The sequence below is a fragment of the Sphingopyxis sp. PET50 genome (genome assembly GCF_025244705.1).
Taxonomy (GTDB): domain Bacteria; phylum Pseudomonadota; class Alphaproteobacteria; order Sphingomonadales; family Sphingomonadaceae; genus Sphingopyxis.
On the sequence record NZ_CP104207.1, the window covers coordinates 847,608 to 874,549 of the forward strand.

The window sequence follows — 26,942 nt, forward strand, 5'->3', positions numbered from 1 at the left end:
TGTCAACGTCCCCGGTTGAACAGTTTCAGGCTATCCCAGGCCGCCGCTTTCTGGGCGGGCCGGGCCAGCAGCATTGCGGGATGCGCGATTGCCGCCGCCTCCACCTTGCCGCCATCTTGGTTAATATCGAGTAACCTTCCACGCGCGTCGGGCAATGCCAGTTTTGCCGCCATCCGCACGATGTCGCTGCCGATCAGCAACAGGCGTCCGGGACGGGCGAGGCGCAGATGGTGCCACAGCAGCCGGTCGAGTTCGGCGGCGTCCCGCTCGTCGCAGCGGCCGCCGGGCGGGCGGGTGACCGCGAGGCTGGCGATATAGCAATCGCCGCGCGTCAGTCCAATCGCGCGGAGCATCGCGTCGAGCAGCCTGCCCGCGGGCCCCGCGAAGAGTTCGCCATCGCGCTGGTCGTCGATTTCGGGCCAGGCGGTGAGCAGCATCAGCGGCGCGCCGGCTTCGCCGACGGGCAGCACCCGGCGCGCGTCCCACTGGCTGCCGGGCACATCGGGATGGGCGCGAAGCCAGCCTTGAAAGCCCGCCCAATCGCCCGGCAATTCGACCGGGCCTTTCGCCGCGGGCGCCTCGACCGCCTCCTGCCGCTGAAGCGCGGCGGGGAGGGGGGCGGCCTCGGGTTCGGGGGCGACCGTCATTTTCGGGCGCTGGGGCGCGGGGTCGTTTGCCGGGGGCGCGGCGAGCCAGCCCGCTCGGCTGTTTCGCCGACGAGTGCATCGACGCCCGCCAGAGACCACCAGTCGCAATAGCTGTGCGCCAGCAACACGGAGTTTTGCCCACCCATCAATTTGTTTCAAACAGGCAGTTGACGGACGCGTCAATTGGCGGGCATCGCAAATCGTGACAGAATGAGCGCAGGGCACGATGAATGTCCGCGCTGGGACGGCAGAAAGGTATGTGCGGTGAGCGAACGGGAATCGATGCCCTATGACGTGGTCATCGTCGGCGCGGGGCTGACGGGGCTCTCGGCGGCGATCCGCCTCAAGCAACTGGCGAACGAAGCGGGCAGCGAATTGTCGGTCTGTATCCTCGAAAAAGGGTCCGAGGTCGGCGCGCATATCCTGTCGGGCGCGGTCATCGACCCCAAGTCGCTCGACGAACTGATCCCCGATTGGCGCGACCAGGGATGTCCGCTGGCCGAGGTGCCGGTCAACGACAACCAGCATTGGGTGCTGACCGCCAAGAAGAAGATCGGCGTGCCGCATTTCATCACGCCGGGCTTCATGCACAACAAGGGCACCTATACCGGCAGCCTCGGCAACCTCTGCCGCTGGCTTGCCGAGCAGGCGGAGGGGCTGGGCGTCGAAATCTTCCCCGGCTTTCCGGCGGCCGAGATCCTCTACAATGACGATGGATCGGTGAAGGGCGTCGCGACCGGCGACATGGGCATCGCCCGCGATGGCAGCCACAAACCGGACTATGCGCCGGGGCTGGAACTGCACGCCAAATATACCTTCTTCGGCGAAGGTGTACGCGGGCACCTGACCAAGATGCTGAAACCGCAATTCGCGCTCGATGCCGATTGCGAGCCGCAGGTCTATGGCCTCGGAGTCAAGGAACTGTGGGACATCAGGCCCGAGAATCATGCCGAGGGCCGCGTCATCCACACCCAGGGCTGGCCGCTCGACGCCAATGCCAATGGCGGCGGCTTCCTCTATCATCAGGCGAACGGGCAGGTGGCGCTGGGTTTCGTGACCTGGCTCAACTATCGCAACCCCCACATCTCCCCCTTTCAGGAGATGCAGAAGTGGAAGACCCACCCCGAGATCGCGAAGATCCTCAAGGGCGGCAAGCGCGTTTCCTACGGCGCGCGCGCGATCAGCGACGGCGGCTATCAGTCGGTGCCCAAGCTGGCCTTTCCGGGCGGCGTCCTGATCGGCGACACGGCGGGCTTCCTCAACGTGCCGCGCATCAAGGGCACGCACACCGCGATGAAATCGGGCATGATGGCGGCCGAGGCGGCCTTTGCGGCGGTGACCGCGGGCCGCGGGAGCGACGTCCTGACCGCCTATCAGGATGCTTATGACGAAAGCTGGGTGAAGAAGGAACTCAGCGTCGTGCGCAACGTGCTGCCGCTCGTCGAGAAATATGGCGATCTGGCGGGGACGATCCTGTCGGGCATGACGATGTGGCTCGAGAATTTCGGCATCCGCCTGCCGTTCACGATGAAGCATCATCCGGACAACGAAAGCCTGTACCGCGCCGACATGATGCCGAAGCCGGACTATCCGAAGCCCGACGGCGTGCTGACCTTCGACCGGCTGTCGTCGGTGTTCCTGTCGAACACCAACCATGAGGAGGACCAGCCGGTCCACCTGCAGCTCAAGGACCCGTCGATCCCGGTCGAATATAATCTGCCGCTTTATGACGAACCCGCGCAGCGTTATTGCCCGGCGGGCGTCTACGAGATCGTCGGCGAGGCCGAGGGCGACCCGAAATTCGTGATCAACGCGCAGAATTGCGTGCATTGCAAGACGTGCGACATCAAGGATCCGACCCAGAATATCAACTGGGTCACCCCCGAAGGCGGCGGAGGCCCCAATTATCCGAATATGTAAGCTTGGCCTGATCGCGGCGGCGGCGTCGATCCCGCTCGCCGCGCAGGCGGCGGACGGCAGCGACGCGGCGCTGAACGCGCTCGCAAGGGCGCGGCTGGCCGAGGATGCGGGCGATCCGCAGATGGCGCTCGCGGCGCTGACGACCGTATCGAGCCTGGCGCCCGACCTGCCCGGCCTGCGCGGGCGGATGCTCGAACAGGCGATCGAGGCGGGCGATTTCAACGCCGCGCGCAGCGCCGCTATGCGGCTGTGGGCGGCGGGCGACCGCCGCTTCGACGCGCAACTGGTGCTGATCGCCGACGCCATGCGCCGGTCGGACTGGAAGGCCGCGCGCGACTATGTCGCGGGGCGGCCCGACCGGGCCGGCGGTGACGCCATCGCGCGGCTGGTGACGCCGCCGCTCAGCAGCTGGATCGACGTCGGACTGCGCGAACAATTGCCCGAGCGTCCTTTGCTCGACGCCGGCGGACGTGGGGCATCGCAGCCGGCTGTTCCAGCTCGAGGCGGCGCTGGTCCAGCTCGCGGCGCGGCGGCCTGCCGACGCAGCGGCGCTCGCCGACAAGGTGACGCTGACCGACCGCACGAGCCAGCTCGTCGCGCTGCGGCTCGCCGCAACGCTCGACAAGGCGGGCGAGGGGGAAGCGGCGAAAAGGCTGCGCGGGCGGATTGCGCTGGCGACCGGCGAGCGCGAGGACCCGGTGCTGCTGCTTCCCGACCAGCCGGTGACCAGTCCGCGTGCCGGGGCGGCGCATTGGTTCGGGCTGCTCGCCGACGGTTTCGCGCGTACGCCGAACAGCAACCCCAAAGTGCCGTTGCTGTTCGCGCGTGTCGCCTTCTGGCTCGATGCCAGCGACTGGCAGGTGCGCGGCGCCTTGCTGGAAGCGCTGGCGCTGGGCGGCCGGACCGACGATGCGCTGGGGGTGCTTGCCGAATTCCGCGATCCTCCCCCCGTGCTGGCGATGCGCTATGCCGAGCTGGTCGCCGACAAGGGCGGCTTTCCCGCCGCGGTGAACCTCGCCGAACGCGCCATCGCGCACGAGCCCAAGTCGCGCATCCTGCTGATCCGCTATGCCGATGTGGCGCGGCGGAGCGGCGACGCCGCGGCGGCGGAGCGCGCCTATGCGCTGCTCGACGCCGATCTGGACGACGACGAGAATGACGTGGCGCTGCGCGGCAGCATCCTGATCGCGCGCGCCGAACTGCTGTTGCAGGCGGATGACTGGGACGCCGCCGAACCCCTGCTCACCAAGGCGGTCGCGCTGCGTCCGAACGATCCCAACATCCTCAATTTCGTTGGTTATTCCTCGATCGAACGGCGCAAGAATGTTGATGCGTCGCTTGCGCAGATCGAGGCGGCATGGGCACAGGACCCGCAGAGCGCGGCGATCACCGATCTGCTCGGCTGGGCCTATTTCCTGACCGGGCGGCATGACGAGGCGGTGCCCTTGCTCGAAAAGGCGCAGGCGGGCGATCCCGGCAATGCGGTGATCGTCGAGCATCTGGGGGACGCCTATTGGCAGGCGGGGCGGCGGTTCCAGGCGCGCTATACCTGGCGCGCGGCGGCTTTGCTCGCCGAGGCTGACATGGCGACCCGCATCGAGGCGAAATTGCGCGACGGGCTCACCCCCGCGACGACCGCGCCGTGACCGCGTTCGTCGAGACCGGCTGGGCGAAGGTCAACCTCGCGCTGCATGTCCGCGCGCGGCGGCCTGACGGCTATCACGAGATCGAGACGCTGTTCGCCTTCGTCGACCATGGCGACGCGATCGCCGCGCGGGTGGCTGGCGCGGACAAGCTGACGATCGACGGCGAATTTGCCGGGGGACTGAGCGCGGGCGCCGACAATCTGGTGCTGCGCGCGGTCGCACTGCTGCGCGGGCATTATGGCGTGGATCGCGTGCCGCCGCTGGCGGTGACGCTGACCAAGCGGCTGCCGGTCGCGGCGGGGATCGGCGGCGGCTCGGCCGATGCCGCGGCGATGGCGCGGCTGGTGCGGACCCATTTCCTGCCCGAACTGGGCGATGCGACGCTGGCGCGGGTGATGGCACCGCTGGGGGCGGACGTAGCGGCGTGCGTGTCGAGCACGACCTGCCTGGGCCTCGGCATGGGCGAGGACCTGTCGCCGGTACCCGGCCTCCGGCTCGGCGGGACGCCGGTGCTGCTCGTCAATCCGCGCGAGGCCGTCGCCACCGGGCCGGTGTTCGCGGCATGGGACGGCATCGACCGCGGCGCGCTCTATGGCGATCCGGCGGGGCGCGCGAAATTGCTCGCGGCGCGCAACGACCTGCAGCGGCCGGCATGATCGCGCAGTGCCCGGCGATCGTCGACGTGCTGACCGAGCTCGGCGCGCTCGGCCCTTGGTTGTCCCGCATGTCGGGGTCGGGGGCGACCTGTTTCGCGCTGTTCGACGCGCTCGCCGAGCGCGATGCGGCGTCGGTGAAGCTGGCGGAAAGCCATCCGCACTGGTGGCAGATGGCGGGAACGCTGCGATGAGCGAGGCGTGGTCGGCGCTCGGGACGCCGCGCGCGGGCGGGGTGCTGCTGATCGGCGACCATGCGTCGAATTTCGTGCCGCGCGGATATCGACCTCGGCATCGGCCCCGCGCTGCTGACCCGGCATATCGCGGTCGACATCGGGGTGGCCGAGGTGGCGGCGCTGCTGGTCGGGGGCGGCGCGGTCGATGCCGCGATCCTCGGCGGCGTGTCGCGGCTGGTGGTCGATTGCAACCGCGACGAGGAGGCGCCCGGCGCGGTGCCGATCGCCAGCGACGGCCATGCGATCCCGGGCAATGCGCTGGGCCATGCGGAACGCGAGGCGCGGATGGTGCGCTTCTTCCAGCCCTATCACGACCATATCGCGGCGACGATCGCGGCGCACCGTCCGGCGATGATCCTGTCACTGCACAGCTTCACGCCGTCGCTCGCGAGCGACCCCGAACAGGCGCGGCCGTGGCATGTCGGATTGCTTTATAACGAGGACGACCGGCTCGCCGCGCCCGCGATCGCGGCGCTGGAAGGCGAGGGGCTGACCGTCGGCGACCAGCTTCCCTATTCGGGCAAGCTGCTCAACGCGACGATGAACCGCCATGCCGAGGCGAACGGCATTGCTTATGTGGGGATCGAGATGCGGCAGGATCTGGTGGCGGATGCGGCGGGGCAGGCGCTGTTCGCGGAGCGGCTGACCCGGATGGTCGGCAAACTGGCATTGTCCCCCATGCTCGAAGCGTGTAGGGGCGCATGACATCGCCATTCTATGAAATATAATTACTAGGAATTCTTCAAATGCCTTCTTATCGTTCGCGCACCACCACTCATGGCCGTAACATGGCGCGGCGCGCGCGGGCTGTGGCGGGCGACGGGGATGAAAGACGGCGATTTCGGCAAGCCGATCATCGCGGTGGTCAACAGCTTCACGCAATTCGTGCCCGGCCATGTCCATCTGAAGGATCTCGGCCAGATGGTCGCGCGCGAGATCGAGGCGCATGGCGGGGTCGCCAAGGAATTCAACACCATCGCGGTCGATGACGGCATCGCCATGGGGCATGACGGCATGCTCTACAGCCTGCCGAGCCGCGACTTGATCGCCGACAGTGTCGAATACATGGTCAATGCGCATTGCGCCGACGCGATGGTGTGCATTTCCAACTGCGACAAGATCACGCCGGGGATGCTGATGGCGGCGCTGCGCATCAACATTCCGGTGGTGTTCGTGTCGGGCGGGCCGATGGAGGCGGGCAAGGTCGTGCTGAAGGGCAAGGAGGTCGCGCTCGATCTGGTCGATGCGATGGTCGCCGCCGCCGATGAAAAATACAGCGACGCCGAAGTCACCGCGATCGAACAGGCCGCGTGCCCGACGTGCGGCAGCTGTTCGGGCATGTTCACCGCCAATTCGATGAACTGCCTCACCGAAGCGCTGGGGCTGTCGCTGCCGGGCAACGGCTCGACGCTTGCGACGCATGCCGACCGCAAGGCGCTGTTCCTCAATGCCGGGCGGCTCGTCGTCGACATGTGCCGCCGCCATTATGAGGAAGGCGACGACAGCGTTCTGCCGCGCAGCATTGCGGGCTTCGAGGCATTCGAGAATGCGATGAGCCTCGATATCGCGATGGGCGGATCGACCAACACGGTGCTGCACCTGCTCGCCGCCGCGCACGAGGCGGGGGTCGATTTCACCATGGCCGATATCGACCGGCTGTCGCGCCGCGTGCCGTGCCTGTCGAAGGTCGCGCCGGCGAAGAGCGACGTGCATATGGAGGACGTCCACCGCGCCGGCGGGATCATGGCGATCCTCGGCCAGCTCGAGCGCGCGGGGCTGATCCACGCACATCTGCCGACGGTGCACAGCGCGACACTGGGCGATGCGCTCAACAAATGGGATATTTCGCGCACCAACGATCCCGAGGTGCAGACATTCTTCAGGGCGGCGCCCGGGGCGTGCCGACGCAGACCGCGTTCAGCCAGGACCGGCGCTGGGACGAGCTGGATCTCGACCGCGAGGGCGGCGTGATCCGCTCGGCGACCCACGCGTTCAGCAGGGACGGCGGGTTGGCGGTGCTGTCGGGCAATATCGCGCTCGACGGCTGCATCGTGAAGACCGCGGGCGTCGATGAGAGCATCCTGAAATTTTCGGGCCCCGCGAAAGTCTATGAAAGCCAGGATGCTGCGGTTGCGGGCATATTGACCGGACAGGTCGAGGCGGGCGACGTCGTCGTCATCCGCTACGAAGGGCCGAAGGGCGGGCCGGGGATGCAGGAAATGCTCTATCCGACCAGCTACCTCAAATCGAAGGGGCTGGGCGCCGCCTGCGCGCTGATCACCGACGGGCGCTTTTCGGGGGGAACCTCGGGCCTGTCGATCGGTCATGTCTCGCCTGAGGCGGCCGAGGGCGGCGCGATCGGGCTGGTCGAGAATGGCGACCTGATCAACATCGACATCCCGTCGCGCACGATCACGCTCGCGGTCGCCGACAGCGTGCTGGCCGAGCGCCGTGCGGCGATGGAGGCGAAGGGCGATGCGGCGTGGCAACCCGCGAAAGCCCGGCCGCGCAAGGTTTCGGTAGCACTTCAGGCCTATGCCGCGATGACGACGAGCGCCGCGCGCGGCGCGGTGCGCGATCTGTCGCAACTGAAGGGGGGCAAGGGTTGAGAATTATCGGACTGGCGGCGCTGCCACTGCTGCTGCTCGCCGCCTGCGACCGCACCCCCGACAATGCCAGGCTGGCCGAGACCGAGGCGAAACAGGCGCGCGACGCCGCGAACGACGGGCGCATCGAATGCGCACTGGAGGGCGCCAAGCTGTTCGACCGCACCTGTACCGTCGAGGAGATGATCGGCGAGGGCGGCACCATCCTGGTCGTCGGGCGCGCCGACGTCGGCTATCGGCGTTTGCAGATCACCACCGACGGACGCGGGGTGATTTCGGCTGACGGGTCGGAACCGGCGGCGGTGACGATCATCGGCGAAGGCATGATCGAGGTGGCGGTCGGCGGCGACCGCTACCGGCTGCCGCACGGATACCGGTGGGGTGGACTAATTTAAGAGACCGCTTAGGGGTGGATGGCAGTTATTCCCCTCCCTTTTAGGGAGGGGTTAGGGGTGGGTAGCGAGCGTAGCGAGCAAGAGGAAGAACGCCGCCTTCGGCGGCAACCCACCCCCGGCCCCTCCCTTGCAGGGAGGGGAGATCAACGTCCGCTTCCGCCCGGAGTCGGTCGTTAGAGCCGCGGAGTTCTCACCGGCACCGAAACCCGCTACCAACGCCCTATGCCCGTGCCCATCGACGCCCCGATCCTGACCACCGCCGCGATGCGTGCGGCGGAGGCAGCGTGCGCGGAGGCGGGAACCTCGCTGTCCGAATTGATGGACCGCGCTGGCACGGCGGTCGCCGATACCGCCTGGCGCATGGCGGCGGGCGGGCCGGTGCTGATCCTGTGCGGGTCGGGGAATAATGGCGGCGACGGCTATGTGGCGGCGCGCATCCTCGCCGAACGGGGAGCCGGGGTGCGGATTGCCGCCCTCGCCGAGCCGGCGACCGATCTGGCGCGCGCGGCGCGGGCGCGCTGGGGCGGGCCGGTCGAGGCGCTGACCGGGGAGACGGCAGCCGGCGCCGCTGATCGTCGATGCGCTGTTCGGGGTCGGGCTGACGCGGCCGGTCGGCGACGATCTGGTGGCTGTGCTGCGCCGCTTTGCCGGGCGGCGGGTGCTGGCGGTCGATGTGCCGAGCGGGGTGGATGGTGACGGGCTGCACGATTGGGCGCCGCCGCTGCCCGCCGATGTCACGCTGGCATTGGGGGCGCTGAAGCCTGCGCATGTGTTGCTGCCCGCCGCGCCACATTGCGGGCGTGTGCTGCTCGCGCCCATCGGCATTGCGGCGGATCGCACCATGCGGACGGCGCCTCGACCGGCGACTGCGGCGCCCGGTGCGACGGCGCACAAGTTCACTCGCGGGATGGTGCTGGTCCGTGCCGGGCCGATGCCGGGCGCCGCGCGGCTGACCGCGGCTGCGGCGCTGCGCGGCGGAGCGGGCTATGTCGTGCTGAGCGGCGCCGGACACGCGCCATTCGAGGCGATTATTGCGGAAGGGGGCGACCGCTACAGCGAGCGTCTGGGCGATGCGCGGGTCGGGGCGGTGGTTGTCGGGCCGGGCCATCCGGCTGGAGAGGGGCTGGACGCCGACGTCGCCGCTGCGCTCGATGCGGAAAAGCCGATGGTGCTCGACGCCGCCGCCATTGCGTCGGCCCTGCCACGGCTGCGCGCGCTTGGCGGGGCGGTGCCCGCGATCCTGACCCCGCATGAGGGCGAGTTCGCCAAGGCCTTTCCGGGGCTGGAGGGCAGCAAGATCGACCGGGCAAAAGCCGTCGCCGCCGATGCGGGGGCGGTGGTGATCTACAAGGGGGCCGACACCGTGATCGCGGCGCCCGATGGCCGTGTCGTCGCAGCCTGGCCGGGCAGCCCCTGGCTTGCGACGGCGGGGACGGGCGATGTGCTCGCGGGGGCGTGCGGCGCGATGCTGGCGCGCGGGGGCGATGCCTTCGACGCGGCGGTTGCGGCGGTGGGCTGGCATATTGCGCGCGCAGAGGCTATCGGCCCCGGCCTTGTGGCCGACGAGCTGGTGAAGGACTGACGTGAGCGAAACCGCCCTGATTACCCGTATCGCCGCGCGCGGTGACGGCGTGACCGACGATGGCCGCCATGTGGCGGGCGCGGTGCCGGGCGACCGGGTGCGCCCCGACGGCATCGTGATTCCCGGGCCGAACCGCGCCGATCCGGCGTGCCGCCATTTCGGCAAATGCGGCGGGTGCCAGTTGCAGCACGTCGCGGAGGGCGCGCTCGCCGACTATGTCCGCGACCGGGTGATCGGCGGGCTGGCGGGGCAGGAGGTTGCGGCGGACGAAGTGCTGCCCGCGCTGCTGTCACCGCCGTACAGCCGCCGCCGCGCCGTGCTGACCGCGCTGCGCACCGGCAAGCAGGTCGCGATCGGGTTCAACGCGGCGCAGAGCAACCAGATCGTCGACATGCGCATGTGTCCGCTGCTGCTCCCCGAGCTGTTCGCGCTGGTCGGGCCGGTGCGCGAGCTGCTGGCGCTGATCGCGCCGCAGCGGCGGCCGGTGAAGGTCAGGATGCAGATGCTCGACCAGGGCGTCGAACTGGTGCTGGAGGGCGTGAAGGCCGAGGGGCTCGACGCCGCCATGGCGCTGCAGGATTTCGCCGGCGCGAACCGGCTGGCGCGCTTCGTGATCGACCAGGGCGACGGGCCGGAGACACTGTGGCAGCCCGATCCGCCGACGGTACGCTTCGGCGGCATCGCGGTCGAGGTGCCGGTCTTTGCCTTTCTGCAGCCGACGGCGGTCGGGCAGGAAACACTGATCGAAGCAGTGCGCAGTGCGATCGGCGAGGCGGCGGCGGTGGCCGACCTGTTCGCCGGGGTCGGCACCTTTGCCCTGTCGGTGCAGGCGGGACGCAAAGTCTATGCGGCCGAGGGCGCGCGCGATGCGATCGCGGCGCTGACCGGTGCCGCGAACCGGGCGCGGGCTCAGGTCGCGGGCGAGCATCGCGACCTGTTCCGGCGGCCGCTGGTGCCGAAGGAGCTGGACCGTTTCGGCGCGGTGATCCTTGATCCGCCGCGCGCGGGGGCCGAGGAGCAGGTGAAGGAACTGGCGGCGTCGAACGTCCCCGCGGTCGCCTATGTCAGCTGCAACCCCGCGAGCTTCGCGCGCGATGCGAAGATATTGGTTGCGGGCGGATATCGCCTCGACTGGGTGCGGCCGGTCGGGCAGTTCCGCTGGTCGACGCATGTCGAACTGGCGGGACGGTTTTCGAAATAGCCAAAGCCCCTCCCCTTCAGGGAGGGGTTGGGGTGGGGGCCATCGGCCTTGTGCAAGGCCGATGGCCCCCACCCGCTGCGACTAACGAACAAGTTCGTAAGTCTCGCTGCCCTCCCCTGAAGGGGAGGGCGTTTCAGGATCAATGCAGCACGAACCCCATGAAGGCATGCAGGCACAGCGCGATCAGCGCGAGGCTGGCCAGCGCGAACACCGCGAAGCGCCACATCACGCGGTTGACCGTCGCCTGGATCAGGCTGTGGAGGATACGCAAGGCCACATAGGCCCAGGCGATCTTCGCGTTCAGTCCGCCGCCCATGCCGCCGATCGCGAGCGCCAGCGCGACGGCATAGAAAACCGTCGGCTGTTCCATCAGATGATTATAGTTGTGCGCCTTCCACTGGACCTCGGGCGGCAGCACGTCGTCGAGACTCTTGCCGGTGCCGCCCACCATCTTGGCGGCGTCGATCTTGGCGCGGCTCATCGCGGGGATGCGCGTCGCGTACATCCAGACCCATATCACCATCGACCACAGGGCCAGCGTGGCGACCGGCCCCAATATCGCATTCGTTCCCATTGTCTCTCTCCCTCAACCCAAGGTGGCGATCACCGCCAGCAAGGCCAGCGCGAACAGGCATAACGTCGACAGCAAGAACAGCGCGAAGCGGACCGGGACGCGGTTCACCAGCGATTGCCAGAAGCTGTGGACGATACGCAGCGCGACATAGGCCCAGGCGATCCACACGACATAGGCCGGGTAACCGCCGACCGCGTGCAGGATCAGGACGACGGCATAGAAGAGCGTGGGCTGTTCGAGCAGGTGCGTATAATTGTGCGATTTCCAGTTCGCCTCTGGCGGCAGGATGCCCTCGAGGTCCGAACCGCGGCCGCCGGGCGGCGATTTCGCGAGGTCGATGCCCGCCTTCTTCAGCGCGCGGAAGCGCGCGGCGGCGAGCCAGAAGAACATGATGACGGTCCACAGTGCGAGCACGGCGGCGGGTGCGAGAATGGTATGCGGCATTTTGCTCCCCCTTTCTGTTTGGCCGCGATGCTAAGGCGCACGCGCGACAATGCAACGGCGGATGTTCAGCTCCGCCGCGCCGCCAGCTCGGCGCGGATCGCGGGGCCGTCGCCGTCGATCCGGGGCGCGAAGCCGATGTCGCGCGGCTTTGCGGCGCCATATTTCACCGGCGGCTGCATCTCGTAATAGCCGCCGACGTCGGGATGAGTGCGGTGGCGGAAGAAGCCGGTGGCGGCGAGATGGGGGTCGTCGCGAATATCCTGCAGGTCGCGGACCGGCATGGCGGGGATGTCGTTCGCGGCGAAGATCGCGAGCCATTCGCTGGTCGAACGCGCGGGCGTGCGTTCGGCGATCGCGGTATAGACCAGCGTCATATGCTGCTGCTTCGCCTTGGCCGCTTCGAACGCGGGCGTGTCGAGCAGGCCGGCGCAGCCGAGCAGGCCGAGCAGCCGCGCGGTCGAATCGGGGGTGTAGGGAACAATGGCGAGATAGCCGTCGCTGGTCGGAAAGGGCTGGCGCGTCGGGTCGAGCTGGCGCGGATAGCCGGCGGGGCCGATCGGCGGGTCGAGCGTGTCGTCGCGCAGATGCTCGACCATCATGAAGCTGGTGAAGCATTCGAACATCGCGACCTCGACCGCCTGGCCCTCGCCGGTGCGCAATTTGTGGATCAGCGCGGCGAGGATCGCCTGCGCGCCATATTGGCCCGCCACTTTATCCGCGATCAGCGAGGGCAGATAGCGCGGGCGCGGGTCGCCGTCGACGCGCGGGAGCAGCGTCGTCGTGCCCGTCGCGGCCTGGATGACGTCGTCATAAGCTTGGAGGTCGGCGTAAGGCCCGTCCTGTCCGAAGCCGGTGCCATGGACATAGACGATGTCGGGCTTGATCGCCTTGCAACCCGCATAATCGAAGCCGAGCCGCGCGATCGCCTTGCCGCGGACATTGTGGAAAAAGACGTCGGCGGTCGCGATCAGGTCGCGCAGCACCGCGGCGTCCTCCGGCTGTTTCAGGTCGAGTGCGATCGAGCGCTTGCCGCGGTTCACATTGAGGTGGATCGACCCCATCGTCGGGTCGGGAATGCCGTTGCCGAGATAGCGCGACACGTCGCCGAGCCCCGGCGTCTCGACCTTGATGACCTCGGCGCCGAGATCGGCGAGCATCTGCGTCGCATAGGGGCCGAAGATGACCGTGGTGAGGTCGATGATGCGGATGCCGGAAAGCAGGGTCATGGGCGGGAGATCCGTTCGGGAACGACGGGGACAGGGCGGCGCGATGCCCGTCTGACGTCGATGACGTCGACACCTGACGCGCAGGAGAAACAGGGACTCGGCGGCGCGGGCGCAAGAATGGCGAAGCAGGTCATCGAGAGGAGCGTAGCGAGGGTGGATTCGTCAGGACAGCGGAAATTCGCCCGTCCCGAAGGGGACGGTTCCTGTTTTCCGGTCGGCGGGGTTCAGCCTGATCGAATCCGCCCCTAGATCAGCCGCCGCGCCGCCATCCGCGCCACCGCCTGCGCGCGGGTGACGGCGCCCAGTTTGCGGCGCGCATTGTTGACGTGGAAACGCGCGGTCGCCTGCGAGACTCCCAGGATGACCGAAATCTCCCAGTCGGTCTTGCCCTCCGCGACCAGGGCGAGGCTGTCGCGTTCCCGGTCGGTCAGGCGAACGCCGTCCTCGTCGGAAAAGCCGGCGAAGTCGAGCAGCCGCTCGGTCAGCACCAGTCCCGCCATCTGGATGGCGCGGGCCTCTTCCGGGGCGATGTCGGGGTCGCCGACGCCGAGGTGGAGCGAGGCGATCGCGCCGCCCGGCCCGTAGGATGTGGCGCACAAGGCGTCGGCGATGCCGGCCTCGCCGAACGCCTCCCAATAGGCGCCGAACTCGCGCCGGCCGCGCGGCGCGAAGTCGCTGAAGCGATAGCGCGTCCGGCTCTCGCGGATCGCGGCGAGGAGCGGGTTGCAGTCGAAGCAGATATAATTGTAGCCGCCGCTTCCCACCCAGCCGTCGCGCGCGATCCGGGCGACGAAGCCGCTCGGCCGCCCAGTGGCTCGCCGAGGTCAGCGCGCCGCCGGGCCGGCGGTAGAGCCGGGTCTGGAGCGAGGAGGCGCCCAGGCCTTCCATCGCCGCGAAAAAGCGCGCGCTGGCTTCCTCCGGCGTCGCCGCCGCGAGCGCGCTTTCGGCGCGTGAGAGGATGCGGAACAGCATCGCCGGTTATTCCCCCTACCCGTGGAAGATCGCATGGATCACCGCCCGCTTCAAGACCGCCGCCGATGCTCTCCGCGCCTGTCAACCTCCCCGTTCGGGGAGCTTTTGGATAGGGCGCGGCGCTGCGATTTTCGTTCCCGGCATTTCTATGAATACCACCGCCGATGATTTTGCCTGTGGGCAATCCGGCGCCCGTGCGACGGCTTCGCCCTCCGGAGCGGCGTGGCGGGGGCCGGGTTCCGAAATGCCCTGGGGCGATGAAAGGGGACGGAGCATGGGTAGGGCATATCGGACGGCGGCGCTGCTGGGCGCCGCGGCGGGGATTTTCCTGGGCGCGCTGAGCGATGGCGCAGGAGACTGAAGAAGGCGAAATCAAGTCAACGACATCGCATCATACAACCACGACAATCAACGACACGCTGACGATCGTCAACGTCACCGACCACAGGACGCAGATCATCGGCCTCCTGCTGGGCGGCCAGCCGCTCTACGACCAGAGCTTCGGCGTCGCGTTCGACGATCCGCTCGTGCAGGGCGGTGTCCGGGCGGCGCGGCTCGCCATCACCAATGCCGGCATGGGCCGGGCGTCATCATCGGGGTGCCGGTGCTCACCGCCTCCAGCAGCAGCACCAACTCGTCGAGCGTCACCGTCGAAGTGTCCCGCAGCGGATATGACGACGTCCAACCGGGCGTCGTCACCTTCGGACCCGCGACCCTGCTCGTCGGAGACCTCGACTTTGGCGGCGTCACGTTGGTGCTCGGCCTCAACGACACCAACATCAACGTGCACACCGAAACCTATCTGACCATCGAGACGGCGACCACGACCACCAACACGACGACGAATTTCGAGCAATATACGATCACCGGCATCGTGCGGCGGGTGGGCTCGGTCCACGGCCTCGCGCCGCAGGCCGCGGGAGATTCGGCCGACATGTTTGGCACGCGGCTGCGCAATGCGGGGCGGGTGCCGGGCCTGTGGCTGTCCGGCTATGGCTGGACCGGCGAGCGCGACGCGCGCGGGGAGATCCCGGGCGATCATCGCCGGGCGTGGGGCGTGACCGGCGGCGGTTCTGTCACGCTGGCGCCGGGCCTCACCGGTGGAGCTCGGCTTCGACGCGGGGCGGATCAGGCTGCGCCTGCCGGCGGTGGGCGAGCGGGCGACCATCAACCTCACCCAGTTCGGCGCGCATCTGGCATGGTCGGGCGATGGCTGGTTCGTGCGCGGCAGCGGCGCATTCGGCTACGGCCATGCAAACACGCAGACCGCGCCGGTCGATGTCCCGATCACCGCCAGCGGCCGCAATCGCATCCGCACGACGAGCCTGTCCGCCGAGGCGGGCCGCGACTTTCAGGTAGGCGGCTGGACGCTGACGCCGTCGATCGGCGGCCAGTGGCTCAGGGTGCGCAGCGGCGGTTTCACCGAAGACGGCAATCTGGCGCTCGAGGCGGACGCGGCGAGCACCGGCATCGCCAAGGGCTGGGCGGGGATCGAGGCGCGCCGGGAGGCCGGTCCCGTCACTATCGGCGGCTATGCGCGCGTCACCGTGCAGGACAAGGATCCGATCGCCATCCCGGTCCGCTTCGTCGGCATCGACGTCGACATGACGCTTGACGGCCCGAGCCTCGGCGCGGTCGGCGGCGAAGCAGGCGTGGCCGCAGGGCTGAGACTCGGCCCCAACGCCACCGCCTTCGCCGCCTATGACGCGCGCCTGCGCGACGGGCTGACCCTGCACAGCGGAACGGTGGGCGTGCGGATCAGATTCTGAGGCGCGTCGGGCAAAGGGGAAAGATCATGAGCAAGCGGGCACAACGGATAGCGGCGCTGCTGGCCGCCACGGCGGGGATTTTCGCGGGCGCACCGGCGGCGGCGCAGGAGGGTGTCTTCACTACCACGACCTCGACCACGGAGAGCATCGTCTTCACGCTGCGGCGGTGGTCACCACCAACCGGATCACGCTCAACTCCACACAGATCATCGGACGCCTGCTCGGCGGCCAGCCGCTCTACGACCAGATTTTCGCGGCACCCTTCGACGACCCTCTGGTGCAAAGCGGCGTGCAGGCGGCGCGCCTCGCCATCACCAATGCGGGCGGTCCGGGCGTCATCATCGGCGCGCCCGTGCTGACCGCTTCGTCCAGCACGACCAGTTCGTCGAGCATCACCACCTATGCGTTGACCGATACCCGGACGATGATGGGGCCCGGCGTCCTCACCATGGGGCCGGGGAGCCTGACGGTCGGCGCGATTACGACCTGCAATGTCGGCACGCTTCCCTCGACCACTCGCCCGACCTGCCAGGATACGGGCACGACGCTGGTGCTCGGCAATAATGATACCAACATCAACGTGAATACGGACATCATCTACACCGTGGCGCAGGCGACGGTGACGACCGAGACGACCACCAATTTCGAGCAATATATGTTGACCGGCATCGTGCGGCGGGTAGGTTCGGTCCATGGCCTCGCGCCGCAGGCGGCGGGGGATAGCGTAGACATGTTCGGCACGCGGTTGCGCAATGCGGGCCGGGCGCCGGGCCTGTGGCTGTCGGGCTATGGCTGGACCGGCGAGCGCGATGCGCGCGGCGAGATACCGGGCGACAAGCGCAAGGCCTGGGGCATGACCGGCGGCGGTTCCGTTACGCTGGCACCGGGCCTCACCGGCGGCGCCGGCTTCGACGCGGGGCGGATTCGGCTGCGTCTGCCGGCGGTGGGCGAGCGGGCCGAGATCAACCTCACCCAGTTCGGCGCGCATCTGGCATGGTCGGGCGGCGGCTGGTTCGTGCGGGGTAGCGGGTCGTTCGGCTATGGCCATGCCAATACGGAAACCGCGCCCGCGGACATCGCGATCACTGCCAGTGGCCGCAATCGCATCCGCACGACGAGCCTGTCCGCCGAGGCGGGCCGCGACTTTCAGGTAGGCGGCTGGACGCTGACGCCGTCGGTTGGCGGCCAGTGGCTGCGGGTGCGCAGCGGCGCCTTCACCGAGACCGGCAATATCGCGCTCGAGGCCGACGCCGCCAGCCAGGGCTTTGCCAAGGGCTGGGCCGGGATCGAGGCGCAGCACGAGGCCGGGCCGCTCACCGTGAGCAGCTACGCCCGCGTCACCGTGCAGGACAATGACCCGATCGCCATCCCGGTCCGCTTCGTCGGCATCGACGTCGACATGACGCTCGACGGCCCGAGCCTCGGCGCGGTCGGCGGGGAGGCGGGGCTGGCCGCCGGGCTGAAGCTCGGCCCCAACGCCACCGCCTTCGCCGCCTATGACGCGCGCCTGCGCGACGGGCTGACCCTGCATAGCGGAACGGTGGGCGTCAGGGTTCGCTTTTAAAAGTCTATCCTGTTTCAGCGGAATCGCCCCTCTCGAGACAGAGGGGCTTGCCCGGTTCAACCCGATCGGGACAGACTCTTGCGCGCGGTCAGAACAGCTTGGTCACCGTCGCCGTGCGCCGCTCGGGCTCGGCCTCGCCCGTGTACAGGCTGACCATCGGTTCGTCGCTGACGACATGGGTCTCGTCGGCGCCAAAGCCGTTGAACTTGGTCCGCATCGCGCAGCCATAGGCGCCGAGCATGCCGATCTCGATGAAATCGCCCGCCTTGATATCGGCCGAGCAGGAAGAAGGGGCCGGCCATATGGTCGAGGTCGTCGCAGGTCGGGCCATAGAAGCTGAACGCCGTCAGTTCGGCGTCGCTCTCGGGCTCGCGCAGCAGCGTGACCGGAAAGCGCCAGCCGACATGCGCGGCGTCGAACAGCGCGCCATAGGCCCCGTCGTTGATGTAGAGCTCGTCGCCGCGGCGCTTTTCGACGCGCACGATCAGCGAGCTATATTCCGCCGAAAGCGCGCGGCCCGGCTCGCACCACAGCTCGGCCGAATAGCTGATCGGCAGGCTTTCGAAGGTGCGGTGGATCGTGTCGAAATAGGCGCCGAGCGGCGGGGGTTCCATGCCGGGATAGGAGGACGGAAAGCCGCCGCCGACGTCGATGATGTCGACCGTCACCGACGCCGCGACGATGGCGGCGCGGACGCGCTCCATCGCCTGCGCATAGGCGTGCGGGGTCATCGCCTGGCTGCCGACGTGGAAGCAGATGCCGAGCGCGTCGCTGGCCTGGCGGGTCGCCATCAGCAGTTCTGCGACATCCTCGGGCTCGGCGCCGAACTTGGCGGCGAGGCTGAGCTTGCTGTGATCCGACGAGACGCGCAGGCGCACGAGCAGGTTGAGATCCTGGGCGCCCTCGGTTGCGCGCACGATCTTTTGCAGTTCGTCCATCGTGTCGAGCGAGAAGGTGCGCACGCCATGCTTCCAATAGGCTTCGGAAATCGCCTCCTCGGCCTTCACCGGATGCATGAAGCAGAGCACCGCCTTGGGCAGCGTGCGCGCGACGAGCCGCACCTCGGCGATCGAGGCGACGTCATAGTGCGTGACGCCCGAATCCCACAGCACGCGCAGCAGGTCAGGCGACGGATTCGCCTTGACCGCGTACATGGTCGTGCCGGGAAATCGCTCGATGAAGAAACGCGCTGCGCGCGCCGCGGCGTGCGGACGGACAAGCGTGACAGGTTCGACCGGCGAAAGTGCCTGAATCAGCCCGTGGGCGCTATGATGCTGGTGCAACTCAAGGGACCCCCAAAAAATAACGTGAAACAACAAGGCTGCCTTGCGGTTATTGGAAGTCCCCCTGGGGCAGCGGAGAGCGCATATATGGAGGGGGCTCCCCCCTGTAAAGACCCTTTCGCGCAATTTTGTAACCTTGCGGTAACAGTCGCGCCGAAGCGGGCGCGGCGCGCGGTAACCGGGGGACAAAACCGGCGACTCAGGCTATTGGTATCGGGCTCTTCCCGCCGAAAGGATCGCGCCGCATGACCCCGCCCGCCGACGTGAACCACACTTTTTCCGACGCAGAGCTCGAGGAATTGATCGCGTTCGGCACGGTCGAATCGCACCGGGCGGGCGATCTGATCCTTGCCGAGGGGACGATGGCGCCCGACTGCATCGTCACCCTGTCGGGGCACACCGACATCTTCGTCCAGACCGACGAGGGCAGCCGCCGCGTCGGCTGGATGGAGCGCGGGCAGTTCGCGGGCGACCTGTCGGTGCTCACCGGCCAGCGGCATCTGTCGCGCGTCGCCATGGGTGTCGATGGCGAGATATTGCGTATCCCGCACGAGAGTTTTCAGCGGATGATCGCGGGGAACAGCCATTTTTCCGACGTGTTCGTGCGCGTCTTCGCGGCGCGGCGCGAGTTCGGGAACAGCCGGGGGTTTGCCGCGATCATCGTGCTGGGCGCGGCGATGGACCGCAGCGTCTATGCGATGCGCGACCTGCTTATGAAGCATGGCGTCGCGCACCGCTGGTTCGACCCCGCCGACGGGCCGGTCGCGGGCCATCTGATGGCCGAGCGCGGGCTGAACGAGGACCAGTTGCCGGCGGTGATCCTCGGCGCCAGCGACGTGCTGGTCCAGCCGACGCCCGAGGATCTGGCGGCGGGGCTGGGGCTCGACCTGCTCCCCGATGGCGCGACCGCCGATGTGCTGGTGGTCGGCAGCGGGCCGGGCGGGCTGGCGGCGGCGGTCTACGCCGCGTCGGAGGGATTGACGGTGATCGCGCTCGATCTGCTCGCGCCCGGCGGGCAGGCGGGGACCTCGTCGAAGATCGAGAATTATCTGGGTTTTCCGACCGGCATTTCGGGCAACGAACTGGCGCGGCGCGCGACGGTGCAGGCGCAGAAATTCGGCGCGCGGCTGGTGTCGCCGGTGCGCGCGGCGTCGATCGGGCGCGATGGCGACGCCTATTGCCTGCACCTCATCGACGGGCGGAAATTGCGCAGCCGCGCGGTGGTGGTGGCGAGCGGGGCGCAATATCAGCGGCTGCCGATCGAGGGGATCGAGGCCTATGAAGGGCGCGGCATCTATTATGGCGCGACGCCGATGGAGGCGCAGCTGTGCGGCAATGCCGAGGTCACGGTCGTCGGATCGGGCAATTCGGCGGGGCAGGGCGCCATCTATCTCGCGAGCGTCGCGAAGAAGGTCTATGTCATCTTCCGCCGCGCGAGCCTGCGCGAGACGATGTCCGAATATCTGGTCAAACGGCTGGAGGAACATCCGAACATCGAGATCATCGGATCGACCGACGTCGTCGCGCTGCACGGCGAGGAGCGGCTGGGCGGGCTGACCTATCGCTGCCGCGAGACGGGGGCGGAGGATCATTGCGACTGCAATTTCCTGTTCCTCTTCCTCGGCGCGACGCCGAACACCAGTTGGCTGCCGAAGGAAATGGTGTGCGACGAACGCGGCTTCGTGAAGACCGGCACCGACATCGCGCCGATCGAGCTGGTCAAGGCCGGCTGGGCGCTCGACCGGATGCCGACGCGCTACGAGACGAGCTGGCCGCGCATCTACGCCATCGGCGACGTGCGCAAGGGATCGGTCAAGCGCGTCGCCTCTTCGGTGGGCGAGGGGTCGGTGGTGGTGAGCGATATCCACGCCGCGCTGGCGGAAACGAATTAACCGGCGATACCCCAATCGTCGTTCGACGAAACACGGGGTTGCGGTCGACACCATGATATCGCAAGCTGGACTTCGGGTCGCGCCGTGGAGTCATGAAATCGATGGATATTCTTCGCACGGTGAAACAACCGCGCCCGTTGCTGTGCGGCCTGCTGCTCGCCGGATTGCTGTGTCTGCCGGCCCAGGCGGCGCTCGCCTGCATGCCGAGCAACGCCGTCGCCCGCGACAGCGATCCCAAGGAAATGAAGCGCTACAACGGCAACAAGAACTGGGAGCCGACGAAAGTCTATCCGGCCTAGCGCCGACGCCGAACTGGGCGTGCCGCACAATGTCGGCCCCGCCGCCTATGGCCCCTGGTTCGACGTCGGCGGCCGCAAGGTGCGGCAGGTGATCCGCCGCGCCGACGGCGCGGGCATCGCGACCTTTCAATGCGAGCGTATCTGGGGCCGCAACACGCAGGGCCTGCCGGAGCGCCCGCCCGTGACCAGCTCGCGCGGCGAGGGCGGCATGTCGTTCCAGGGGCTGGAGGACGACAGGGGCAAGGTGATCCTGCCGACCGTGTACCGGCAGGTGCGGATCGTGCCGGGACGCGGGGTCTTCATCATGTCGCATCTGGGCGACCAGACCTATGAGCGATATGATCCGGCGACCGGCGCGCGCACGCCCGCGGTCGATATCGCCGAGATCATCGACAACAGCCTGAGCGGCGCGCCGTGGCGCGTCGGCGTCTACACGATGCAGGCGGTGGCCGACCTGCCGCCCGCCGAGCGCGGCAAGCCGTGGCGGCAGCAATTGCGCCCCGCGACGTTGGAAGTGTTCGACGAAAGCGGTGCCGTCGTGCTGAAGCGAGAGAACATCCATCCGAAGCCCGCCGACGAGACGCGCGAGGTCTATGGCCGCTCGCAATGGTCGCCCCCGGTCATCGTCAAGAGCTGGCCCGCGCCGCAATATGCGACGCCGAGTTACAACAGCGCGCGGTCGCGCCTGTGGCTGATCAGCTATGACATCGTCGCGGGCAGCCAGGCGCACGAGCTGCTCGACCTCGATTTCCAGCCGCTGATCAACCCGCTGCCGGTGGCCCCGGTGCGCACCGCCTTCGGCCCCGATTTTCCGGTGGCGGACGACAGCGGCTGGGCGGTGCCGCTCCCGGTCGGCGAGGATCTGTTCGTGCCGATTTCGACCACCGGCCAGCCGATCCTGCCCCCCGGCGGCATCGGCTATTTCAAGCCCGATATTCTGGAAAACCACTTCTTCGCGATCTTTTCCGGCCCCGAAGGGCCGACGGCGTCGCTGATCTATTACCGCATCGACGACAAGGGCCATATCGACAAGTCGGTCGCCTACAGGACCGCCGAGTTCGTCAAGACCCGCGCCGAAGGCCGCTCGAACGGCGAATATTTCCAGTCCGGCAGCAACTGGCTGATCGCGCAGCCGGTCAACGGGCCGTGGCGCGTGCTGGCGATGGGCAAATATTCTTATTCGCGCGGCGGAATCGGGCGCACCGCGCCGACGCGCGACGCGCTGATCGGCCAGCTCTTCGAAATCAGCGTCGCCGAAGTGCAGGAAAAGGTGAACAGCCAGCGCTGGAAGCAATATTTTGCCGATCAGCGCGCGGCCGAAGTGCGCGCCGCGCAAAAGGCGGCCGACGATGCGCGCGCGGCGCGCGATCCGCGCTATGCCGCGCGCCGCGCGGGTCCGGGCGCCTATGCCGCGTACCTCAAGCGCCTACCGTTCGCCGATCGGTCCGACAGCGTCGAGCCCGGCATCCCCGCGCTGCGCGAATTGCTGGCCATGCCGGGGATCGCGGCGGCCGACGCCGAATGGGCGAACCTCCGTATCCGCCAGATCAACGACATCGAACGGCGGATGCGCCAGCCGCAGGTGGCGTCGGGCAGCTATGGTTCAAGCTATTCGTCGGCGGGCAGCACCGACAGCTGGGCGACCTATCGCCAGCAGAGCGCCGACCATCAGTCGACGCTCAAGGCGCTTCAGGACTATACTTATGGCCGGACCAACCAATATCCCTTTTCATACTGGTCCAAACGATGAAGCCCCGGCCTAGCTCAGCCGTGTCTTGAAATCCTGATAACCGAATTCGCGGATCAGCGTCAGCGCGTCGGTCTCGCTGTCCCACAGCCAGATCGAGGGCAGCGGGACGCCGTTGAAAGTGTTGGTCTTGACCATCGAATAATGCGCCTGGTCGAGGAAGGCGAAGCGCTGGCCGATGTGTGCGCCGCCGGGCAGGCGATAGTCGCCGATCACGTCGCCGGCGAGGCACGACGGGCCGCCGAGACGGGTGACCGCGCCGTCGCTCTCTTCGCCGAGCATTGCCGGGCGATAGGGCGCCTCGATCACGTCGGGCATGTGGCAGGTGGCGCTGATGTCGGTGATGCCGATCGGCATGCCGTTGTCGAACAGGTCGAGGATTTCGCCGACGAGAATGCCGGCGTCGAGCGCGACCGCCTCGCCTGGCTCGATCATCACGTCGCAGCCGGTGGTCTCGCGCACGCCCGTCAGGAAGGCGATGAGGTCATCGACCTGATAATCGGCGCGGGTGACATGATGGCCGCCGCCGAAGTTGATCCATTTGAGCTGGCCGACATAGGGCGCGAGCAGCGGTTCGACCGCCGCCCAGGTGCGCGCGAGCGGCGGGAAATCCTGTTCGCACAGGACATGCATATGGATGCCGTCGACGCCCTGCATATGCTCGGGCCGCAGCTGGTCGACCGGAAAGCCCAAGCGGCTGCACGGCGCGGCGGGGTCGTATTTGGCAACCTCGCCCTCGCTGTGCAGCGGGTTGATCCGCAGCCCGATGTCGAACGTCTCGCCCTTGGCGCGCAGATCGTCGAGGAGCGGGCGGAAGCGCGCGATCTGGCCGGGCGAATTGAAGATCAGATGGTCCGACAGGCGGCAGATTTCGGGCAGGTCCTCCGCCTTGTAGGCGGCGCAATAGGTCGCGACCTCCTTGTCGCCGTGCGGGCCGCCATATTCCTCGCGCCCGAGCCGCGCCTCGTAGAGGCCCGAGGCGCAGACGCCGTCGAGCGTGCCTGCGACCGTGGGCCCCAGCGACCACATCGAAAAGGCCTTGAGCGCCGCGAGCACGCGCGCACCCGATGCGTCGCCGATGTGGCGCAGCACGGACAGGTTCGCGCGGACCTTTGCCGCATCGACGACGAAGGCGGGCGAGGGGACGCGGTTGAGGTCGAAACGGGCAAAGGCCCCGGGGTCGCTGGCTCTGGTTTCCATGCGCGCGCATGTAGGGGGTTTGAGGGACGGAAGGAAGGGGGAGGAACAAGCCCTCTCCCCTTCAGGGGAGAGGGTTGGGAGAGGGGAGACGCCCAAACCCCTCTCAACTTTGGCTAGCCGGTAAACCGGCAAGCCTTGGTATCTCTCCCCCGAAGGGGAGAGAGCGGGTGGTCATCCCACCGGCACCTTCACATTCCCCGCCGCGGTCTGCACCGAATAGCTGAAGGGATTGTCCTCCCAGCCGGTCTTGGCGCCGCCGTGGAGGCCGTCGCGGCGGATGACCGCGATGCCGCCGCCGATGCGGTATCCGGCATCCTCGATGCGCTTGATCGCGGCTTCGGCGGCGGCTTGCGGGTGCATGCCGCCGCGCATCAGTTCGACGGCGTGATAGGTCGGCAGGAAGCGCATCATCACGTCGCCATTGCCCGTCGCGACCGCGCCGCCGACCGCCTGGTCGCCATAGGCGCCCGCGCCGGGGATCGGCGAATCGCCGACGCGGCCGGGAATCTTGAACTCGCGGCCGTTGGTCGAGCAGCCGACGGTCAGATTGCCCGCGGCGTCGAGCGCGATGCTGCCGACCGTGTCATGGCCCGCAAGCCTGTCGTCGCGCGCGATCGGTTCGGGGCCGAAGGCGTCGGACTTCTCGCCCTTTTCGGCCCATTTGGCGAAGGCGGCCTGCGACTTGGGGCCGGTGAGCGAGGTTTCGGTGAAGCCCATGCGCGCGGCGAAGCGCGTCGCGTCGTCGCCGACGATCAACGTGTGCTGGGTTTCCTCCATCACCTTGCGCGCGACCGAGATCGCCTTCTTGACGCGCTTCAGGCATCCGACCGCGCCGATGTCGTGCGTCGGCCCCCACAATATCATCGCGTCGAGCGTCGTTTCGCCGACCTCGTTGGGCACACCGTCGGCACCCACCCAATAATCGCCGAGCAGTTCGACATGGTTGATCGCGGCCTCGACAACGTCGAGCGACGATCGGCCCTGTTCGAGCATCGGCCAGCCGACGGCATTGGCGCCGGGACCGAAATCCCAGGTGGTGAGGATGAAGGGCTTGCCGACCGGGATCGGCGCGGGCTTTGCCGCTTTGGCGGCCTGCGCCGCGACCGGCAGCGCCGCGAGGCCCGCTGCCCCCGCGGCGAAGCTGCGCCGTGAAATCGCCTTGTCGTCCGCCATCGTCGTCTCCCCTAAGGCAAAGGCTAGTCCAAAACTGCGCAAACACAATCCGTTTGCCCTGAGCTTGTCGAAGGGCCGTTCTTCCTTTTGGCGTCAAAGAGAAGAGCGGTGCTTCGACAAGCTCAGCACGAACGGAGAAACGGAGATTATCGCTTCAAGCGGCAATCGGTCCCTTGAAGATGAAGAAGGCGCCGCCCGCGATCAGCAGGAAACCGACGAGGTGGTTCACGGTCAGTCTCTCGCCGAGCCAGAAGACCGCGAAGCCCGCGAAGACGACCAGCGTGACGACCTCCTGCATCGTCTTGAGTTCGGCGGTCGAATAGACGCTGTGCCCGATGCGGTTCGCGGGAACCGCGAGGCAATATTCGAAGAAGGCGATGCCCCACGCCAGCAGGATCGCGAGCCACGTCGGTCGCGAGAGATCCCCAAGGTGCCCGTACCAGGCGAAGGTCATGAAGATGTTCGAAACGAACAGCAGCCCGATGGGCAGGACATAGGCGGTCATATTGCCTCCCTCTCGACGCATGGGGCGCTTATCCAACCCGCCCCGTGCCCCTGCGAAGGCTGGGGCCCATCTCCTAGCTTGGCGTTTTCATCGACGCTGGCGGAAATCGAAAGGGCGGGTGATGGGCCCCTGCCTTCGCAGGGGCATGGGTAACTGAATTAGAAATCCAGCGGCGCGTTCAATTCCTTCACCTGCCAGGGCAGGCCGTGCCTGTTGAGCATGTCCATGAAGGGATCGGGATCGAACTGCTCCATGTTGAACACCCCGGCGCCGCTCCAGAGCTTCCGCACCATCATCGCGGCGCCGATCATCGCGGGCACGCCGGTGGTGTAGCTGACCGCCTGGTTGCCGGTTTCGGCATAGGCATCCTCATGGTCGCAGATATTGTAGAGATAGAGCGTCTTTTCCTTGCCGTCCTTGCCGAGGCCGGTGGCGATGACGCCAATGTTGGTCTTGCCCTTGGTCGTTTCGCCCAGGCTCGACGGTTCCGGGAGCACGGCCTTCAGGAATTGGAGCGGGACGATCTCGCGGCCTTCGTAGATCACCGGGTCGATGCGCGTCATGCCGACATTCTGGAGAACCGTCAGGTGGGTGATATAGGCTTCGCCGAAGGTCATCCAGAAACGGATGCGCCGGATTTCGGGCAGATGGGTTTTCAGGCTTTCGATTTCCTCATGATACATGAGGTACATCGTCTTTTCGCCCACCGCCTCGAAGTCGAATGTCTGCTTCACCGACATCGGCGGGGTTTCGACCCAGCCGCCATTTTCCCAGTGGCGCGCGACCGCGGTTACTTCGCGGATGTTGATCTCGGGATTGAAGTTGGTCGCAAAATGCTGGCCATGGTCGCCGCCGTTGCAGTCGAGGATGTCGAGCGTGTCGATGCGCTCGAAATGATGCTTCTTCAGCCAGGTGGTGAAGACGCTCGTCACGCCGGGGTCGAAGCCCGAGCCGAGCAGCGCCATCAGCCCCGCCTCCTTGAACCGGTCCTGATAGGCCCATTGCCAGTGATATTCGAACTTCGCCTCGTCGCGCGGTTCGTAGTTCGCGGTGTCCATATAATGCGCGCCGGTGGAGAGGCACGCCTCCATGATGGTCAGGTCCTGATAGGGGAGCGCGAGGTTCACGACATGCGTCGCGCCGACCTGGCGGATCAGCGCCGCGGTCGCGTCGATATGGTCGGCGTCGACTTCGGCGGTGTGGATCGTCACGCCGGTGCGCGCCTTCACCGATTCGGCGATCGCGTCGCATTTGAACTTGCGGCGGCTGGCGAGGGTGATGTGCGGGAAGATATCGGCATTCATCGCCATCTTGTGCACCGCGACCGAGCCGACGCCGCCCGCGCCGATCACCAGAACCTTGCTCATCGTGAAAATCTCCTGTCCGCGAACCTATGCGGCTTGCCTTG

The 26,942-nt window shown here is 67.6% G+C and carries 22 protein-coding genes and 4 pseudogenes; 15 read left to right on the top strand and 11 right to left on the bottom strand.

Features of this window, described 5'->3' with window-relative positions:
- Positions 1-2 precede the first annotated feature (2 nt).
- Entirely contained in the window at positions 3-647 is a 645-nt protein-coding gene (locus N0A20_RS04405; protein WP_260582778.1) for a uracil-DNA glycosylase family protein, read from the bottom strand.
- 264 nt (positions 648-911) lie between these two features.
- Here N0A20_RS04405 and N0A20_RS04410 point away from each other — a divergent pair, with 264 nt between their 5' ends.
- Positions 912-2,567: an electron transfer flavoprotein-ubiquinone oxidoreductase gene (locus tag N0A20_RS04410; protein WP_260582779.1), complete on the top strand. Its 1,656-nt coding sequence runs from the start codon at positions 912-914 to the stop codon at positions 2,565-2,567.
- Here the strand turns inward: N0A20_RS04410 and N0A20_RS04415 are convergent.
- Positions 2,524-3,003: a hypothetical protein gene (locus tag N0A20_RS04415; RefSeq protein ID WP_260582780.1), complete on the bottom strand. Its 480-nt coding sequence runs from the start codon at positions 3,001-3,003 to the stop codon at positions 2,524-2,526. The genes N0A20_RS04410 and N0A20_RS04415 overlap by 44 nt on opposite strands.
- A 34-nt stretch (positions 3,004-3,037) precedes the next feature.
- On the opposite strand from N0A20_RS04415, the gene N0A20_RS04420 reads away from it, so the two are divergent.
- From N0A20_RS04420 to N0A20_RS04455, 8 genes and pseudogenes are all read left to right on the top strand, one after another.
- Entirely contained in the window at positions 3,038-4,213 is a 1,176-nt protein-coding gene (locus N0A20_RS04420) for a tetratricopeptide repeat protein (RefSeq protein WP_260582781.1), read from the top strand.
- Positions 4,210-5,060 (top strand): annotated as a pseudogene (locus N0A20_RS04425) (4-(cytidine 5'-diphospho)-2-C-methyl-D-erythritol kinase). The gene N0A20_RS04420 and the pseudogene N0A20_RS04425 overlap by 4 nt, the downstream one beginning before the upstream one ends.
- A pseudogene (locus N0A20_RS04430) lies at positions 5,057-5,807 on the top strand (N-formylglutamate amidohydrolase). Before N0A20_RS04425 ends, N0A20_RS04430 begins: the two co-directional pseudogenes overlap by 4 nt.
- A gap of 41 nt (positions 5,808-5,848) precedes the next feature.
- Positions 5,849-7,711: pseudogene (gene ilvD, locus N0A20_RS04435) on the top strand (dihydroxy-acid dehydratase).
- On the top strand, positions 7,708-8,103 hold the full coding sequence (locus tag N0A20_RS04440) for a hypothetical protein (RefSeq protein ID WP_260582782.1): 396 nt from the start codon (positions 7,708-7,710) through the stop codon (positions 8,101-8,103). The pseudogene ilvD and the gene N0A20_RS04440 overlap by 4 nt, the downstream one beginning before the upstream one ends.
- 222 nt (positions 8,104-8,325) lie before the next feature.
- Entirely contained in the window at positions 8,326-8,799 is a 474-nt protein-coding gene (locus N0A20_RS04445; RefSeq protein ID WP_260582783.1) for an NAD(P)H-hydrate epimerase, read from the top strand.
- Positions 8,702-9,685, top strand: a complete 984-nt coding sequence (locus N0A20_RS04450; RefSeq protein WP_260583820.1) for an NAD(P)H-hydrate dehydratase — start codon at positions 8,702-8,704, stop codon at positions 9,683-9,685. The genes N0A20_RS04445 and N0A20_RS04450 overlap by 98 nt, the downstream gene beginning before the upstream one ends.
- Before the next feature lies 1 nt (position 9,686).
- Positions 9,687-10,886, top strand: a complete 1,200-nt coding sequence (locus N0A20_RS04455) for a class I SAM-dependent RNA methyltransferase (RefSeq protein WP_260582784.1) — start codon at positions 9,687-9,689, stop codon at positions 10,884-10,886.
- Positions 10,887-11,025: 139 nt separating this feature from the next.
- Here the strand turns inward: N0A20_RS04455 and N0A20_RS04460 are convergent, their stop codons facing one another.
- The 4 genes from N0A20_RS04460 to N0A20_RS04475 form a co-directional block, all read right to left on the bottom strand.
- Positions 11,026-11,460 (bottom strand): MAPEG family protein, encoded by a 435-nt coding sequence (locus N0A20_RS04460; protein ID WP_260582785.1) that lies wholly within the window; start codon positions 11,458-11,460, stop codon positions 11,026-11,028.
- 12 nt (positions 11,461-11,472) lie between these two features.
- The gene (locus N0A20_RS04465) at positions 11,473-11,904 is read right to left on the bottom strand and encodes an MAPEG family protein (protein WP_260582786.1); all 432 of its coding nucleotides are present in this window, start codon (positions 11,902-11,904) and stop codon (positions 11,473-11,475) included.
- A gap of 65 nt (positions 11,905-11,969) precedes the next feature.
- Positions 11,970-13,130: a CaiB/BaiF CoA transferase family protein gene (locus N0A20_RS04470; RefSeq protein WP_260582787.1), complete on the bottom strand. Its 1,161-nt coding sequence runs from the start codon at positions 13,128-13,130 to the stop codon at positions 11,970-11,972.
- Positions 13,131-13,375: 245 nt separating this feature from the next.
- The gene (locus tag N0A20_RS04475) at positions 13,376-13,894 is read right to left on the bottom strand and encodes a helix-turn-helix transcriptional regulator (protein ID WP_260582788.1); all 519 of its coding nucleotides are present in this window, start codon (positions 13,892-13,894) and stop codon (positions 13,376-13,378) included.
- Positions 13,895-14,446: 552 nt separating this feature from the next.
- On the opposite strand from N0A20_RS04475, the gene N0A20_RS04480 reads away from it, so the two are divergent.
- The 3 genes from N0A20_RS04480 (at position 14,447) to N0A20_RS04490 (ending at position 17,435) form a co-directional block, all read left to right on the top strand.
- Positions 14,447-14,908 carry a hypothetical protein gene (locus tag N0A20_RS04480; protein WP_260582789.1) on the top strand — a complete coding sequence of 154 codons (462 nt, stop codon included), beginning with the start codon at positions 14,447-14,449 and terminating at the stop codon, positions 14,906-14,908.
- A 294-nt stretch (positions 14,909-15,202) separates the two neighbouring features.
- A complete protein-coding gene (locus N0A20_RS04485; RefSeq protein WP_260582790.1) occupies positions 15,203-15,871 on the top strand; it encodes an autotransporter outer membrane beta-barrel domain-containing protein in 669 nt (222 codons plus the stop codon).
- A gap of 166 nt (positions 15,872-16,037) precedes the next feature.
- Positions 16,038-17,435, top strand: a complete 1,398-nt coding sequence (locus N0A20_RS04490; RefSeq protein WP_260582791.1) for an autotransporter outer membrane beta-barrel domain-containing protein — start codon at positions 16,038-16,040, stop codon at positions 17,433-17,435.
- Between the two features lie 88 nt (positions 17,436-17,523).
- Here N0A20_RS04490 and N0A20_RS04495 read toward each other — a convergent pair.
- Positions 17,524-18,718, bottom strand: a pseudogene (locus N0A20_RS04495) (type III PLP-dependent enzyme).
- 245 nt (positions 18,719-18,963) lie between these two features.
- Here N0A20_RS04495 and N0A20_RS04500 point away from each other — a divergent pair.
- The 3 genes from N0A20_RS04500 to N0A20_RS04510 all read left to right on the top strand — a co-directional run bounded on the left by N0A20_RS04500 (position 18,964) and on the right by N0A20_RS04510 (position 22,659).
- Entirely contained in the window at positions 18,964-20,610 is a 1,647-nt protein-coding gene (locus N0A20_RS04500; RefSeq protein WP_260582792.1) for an FAD-dependent oxidoreductase, read from the top strand.
- 92 nt (positions 20,611-20,702) lie between these two features.
- A complete protein-coding gene (locus tag N0A20_RS04505) occupies positions 20,703-20,909 on the top strand; it encodes a hypothetical protein (protein ID WP_260582793.1) in 207 nt (68 codons plus the stop codon).
- A 19-nt stretch (positions 20,910-20,928) separates the two neighbouring features.
- A complete protein-coding gene (locus N0A20_RS04510; protein ID WP_260582794.1) occupies positions 20,929-22,659 on the top strand; it encodes a hypothetical protein in 1,731 nt (576 codons plus the stop codon).
- Between the two features lie 9 nt (positions 22,660-22,668).
- Here N0A20_RS04510 and N0A20_RS04515 read toward each other — a convergent pair whose 3' ends face one another.
- The 4 genes from N0A20_RS04515 to N0A20_RS04530 all read right to left on the bottom strand — a co-directional run bounded on the left by N0A20_RS04515 (position 22,669) and on the right by N0A20_RS04530 (position 26,901).
- The gene (locus N0A20_RS04515) at positions 22,669-23,856 is read right to left on the bottom strand and encodes a carboxynorspermidine decarboxylase (protein ID WP_260582795.1); all 1,188 of its coding nucleotides are present in this window, start codon (positions 23,854-23,856) and stop codon (positions 22,669-22,671) included.
- 171 nt (positions 23,857-24,027) lie between these two features.
- A complete protein-coding gene (locus N0A20_RS04520) occupies positions 24,028-25,029 on the bottom strand; it encodes a N(4)-(beta-N-acetylglucosaminyl)-L-asparaginase (RefSeq protein ID WP_260582796.1) in 1,002 nt (333 codons plus the stop codon).
- A gap of 154 nt (positions 25,030-25,183) precedes the next feature.
- Positions 25,184-25,534 carry a DMT family protein gene (locus tag N0A20_RS04525; RefSeq protein ID WP_260582797.1) on the bottom strand — a complete coding sequence of 117 codons (351 nt, stop codon included), beginning with the start codon at positions 25,532-25,534 and terminating at the stop codon, positions 25,184-25,186.
- A gap of 158 nt (positions 25,535-25,692) precedes the next feature.
- Positions 25,693-26,901 (bottom strand): saccharopine dehydrogenase family protein, encoded by a 1,209-nt coding sequence (locus N0A20_RS04530; protein ID WP_260582798.1) that lies wholly within the window; start codon positions 26,899-26,901, stop codon positions 25,693-25,695.
- Positions 26,902-26,942: the final 41 nt, after the last annotated feature.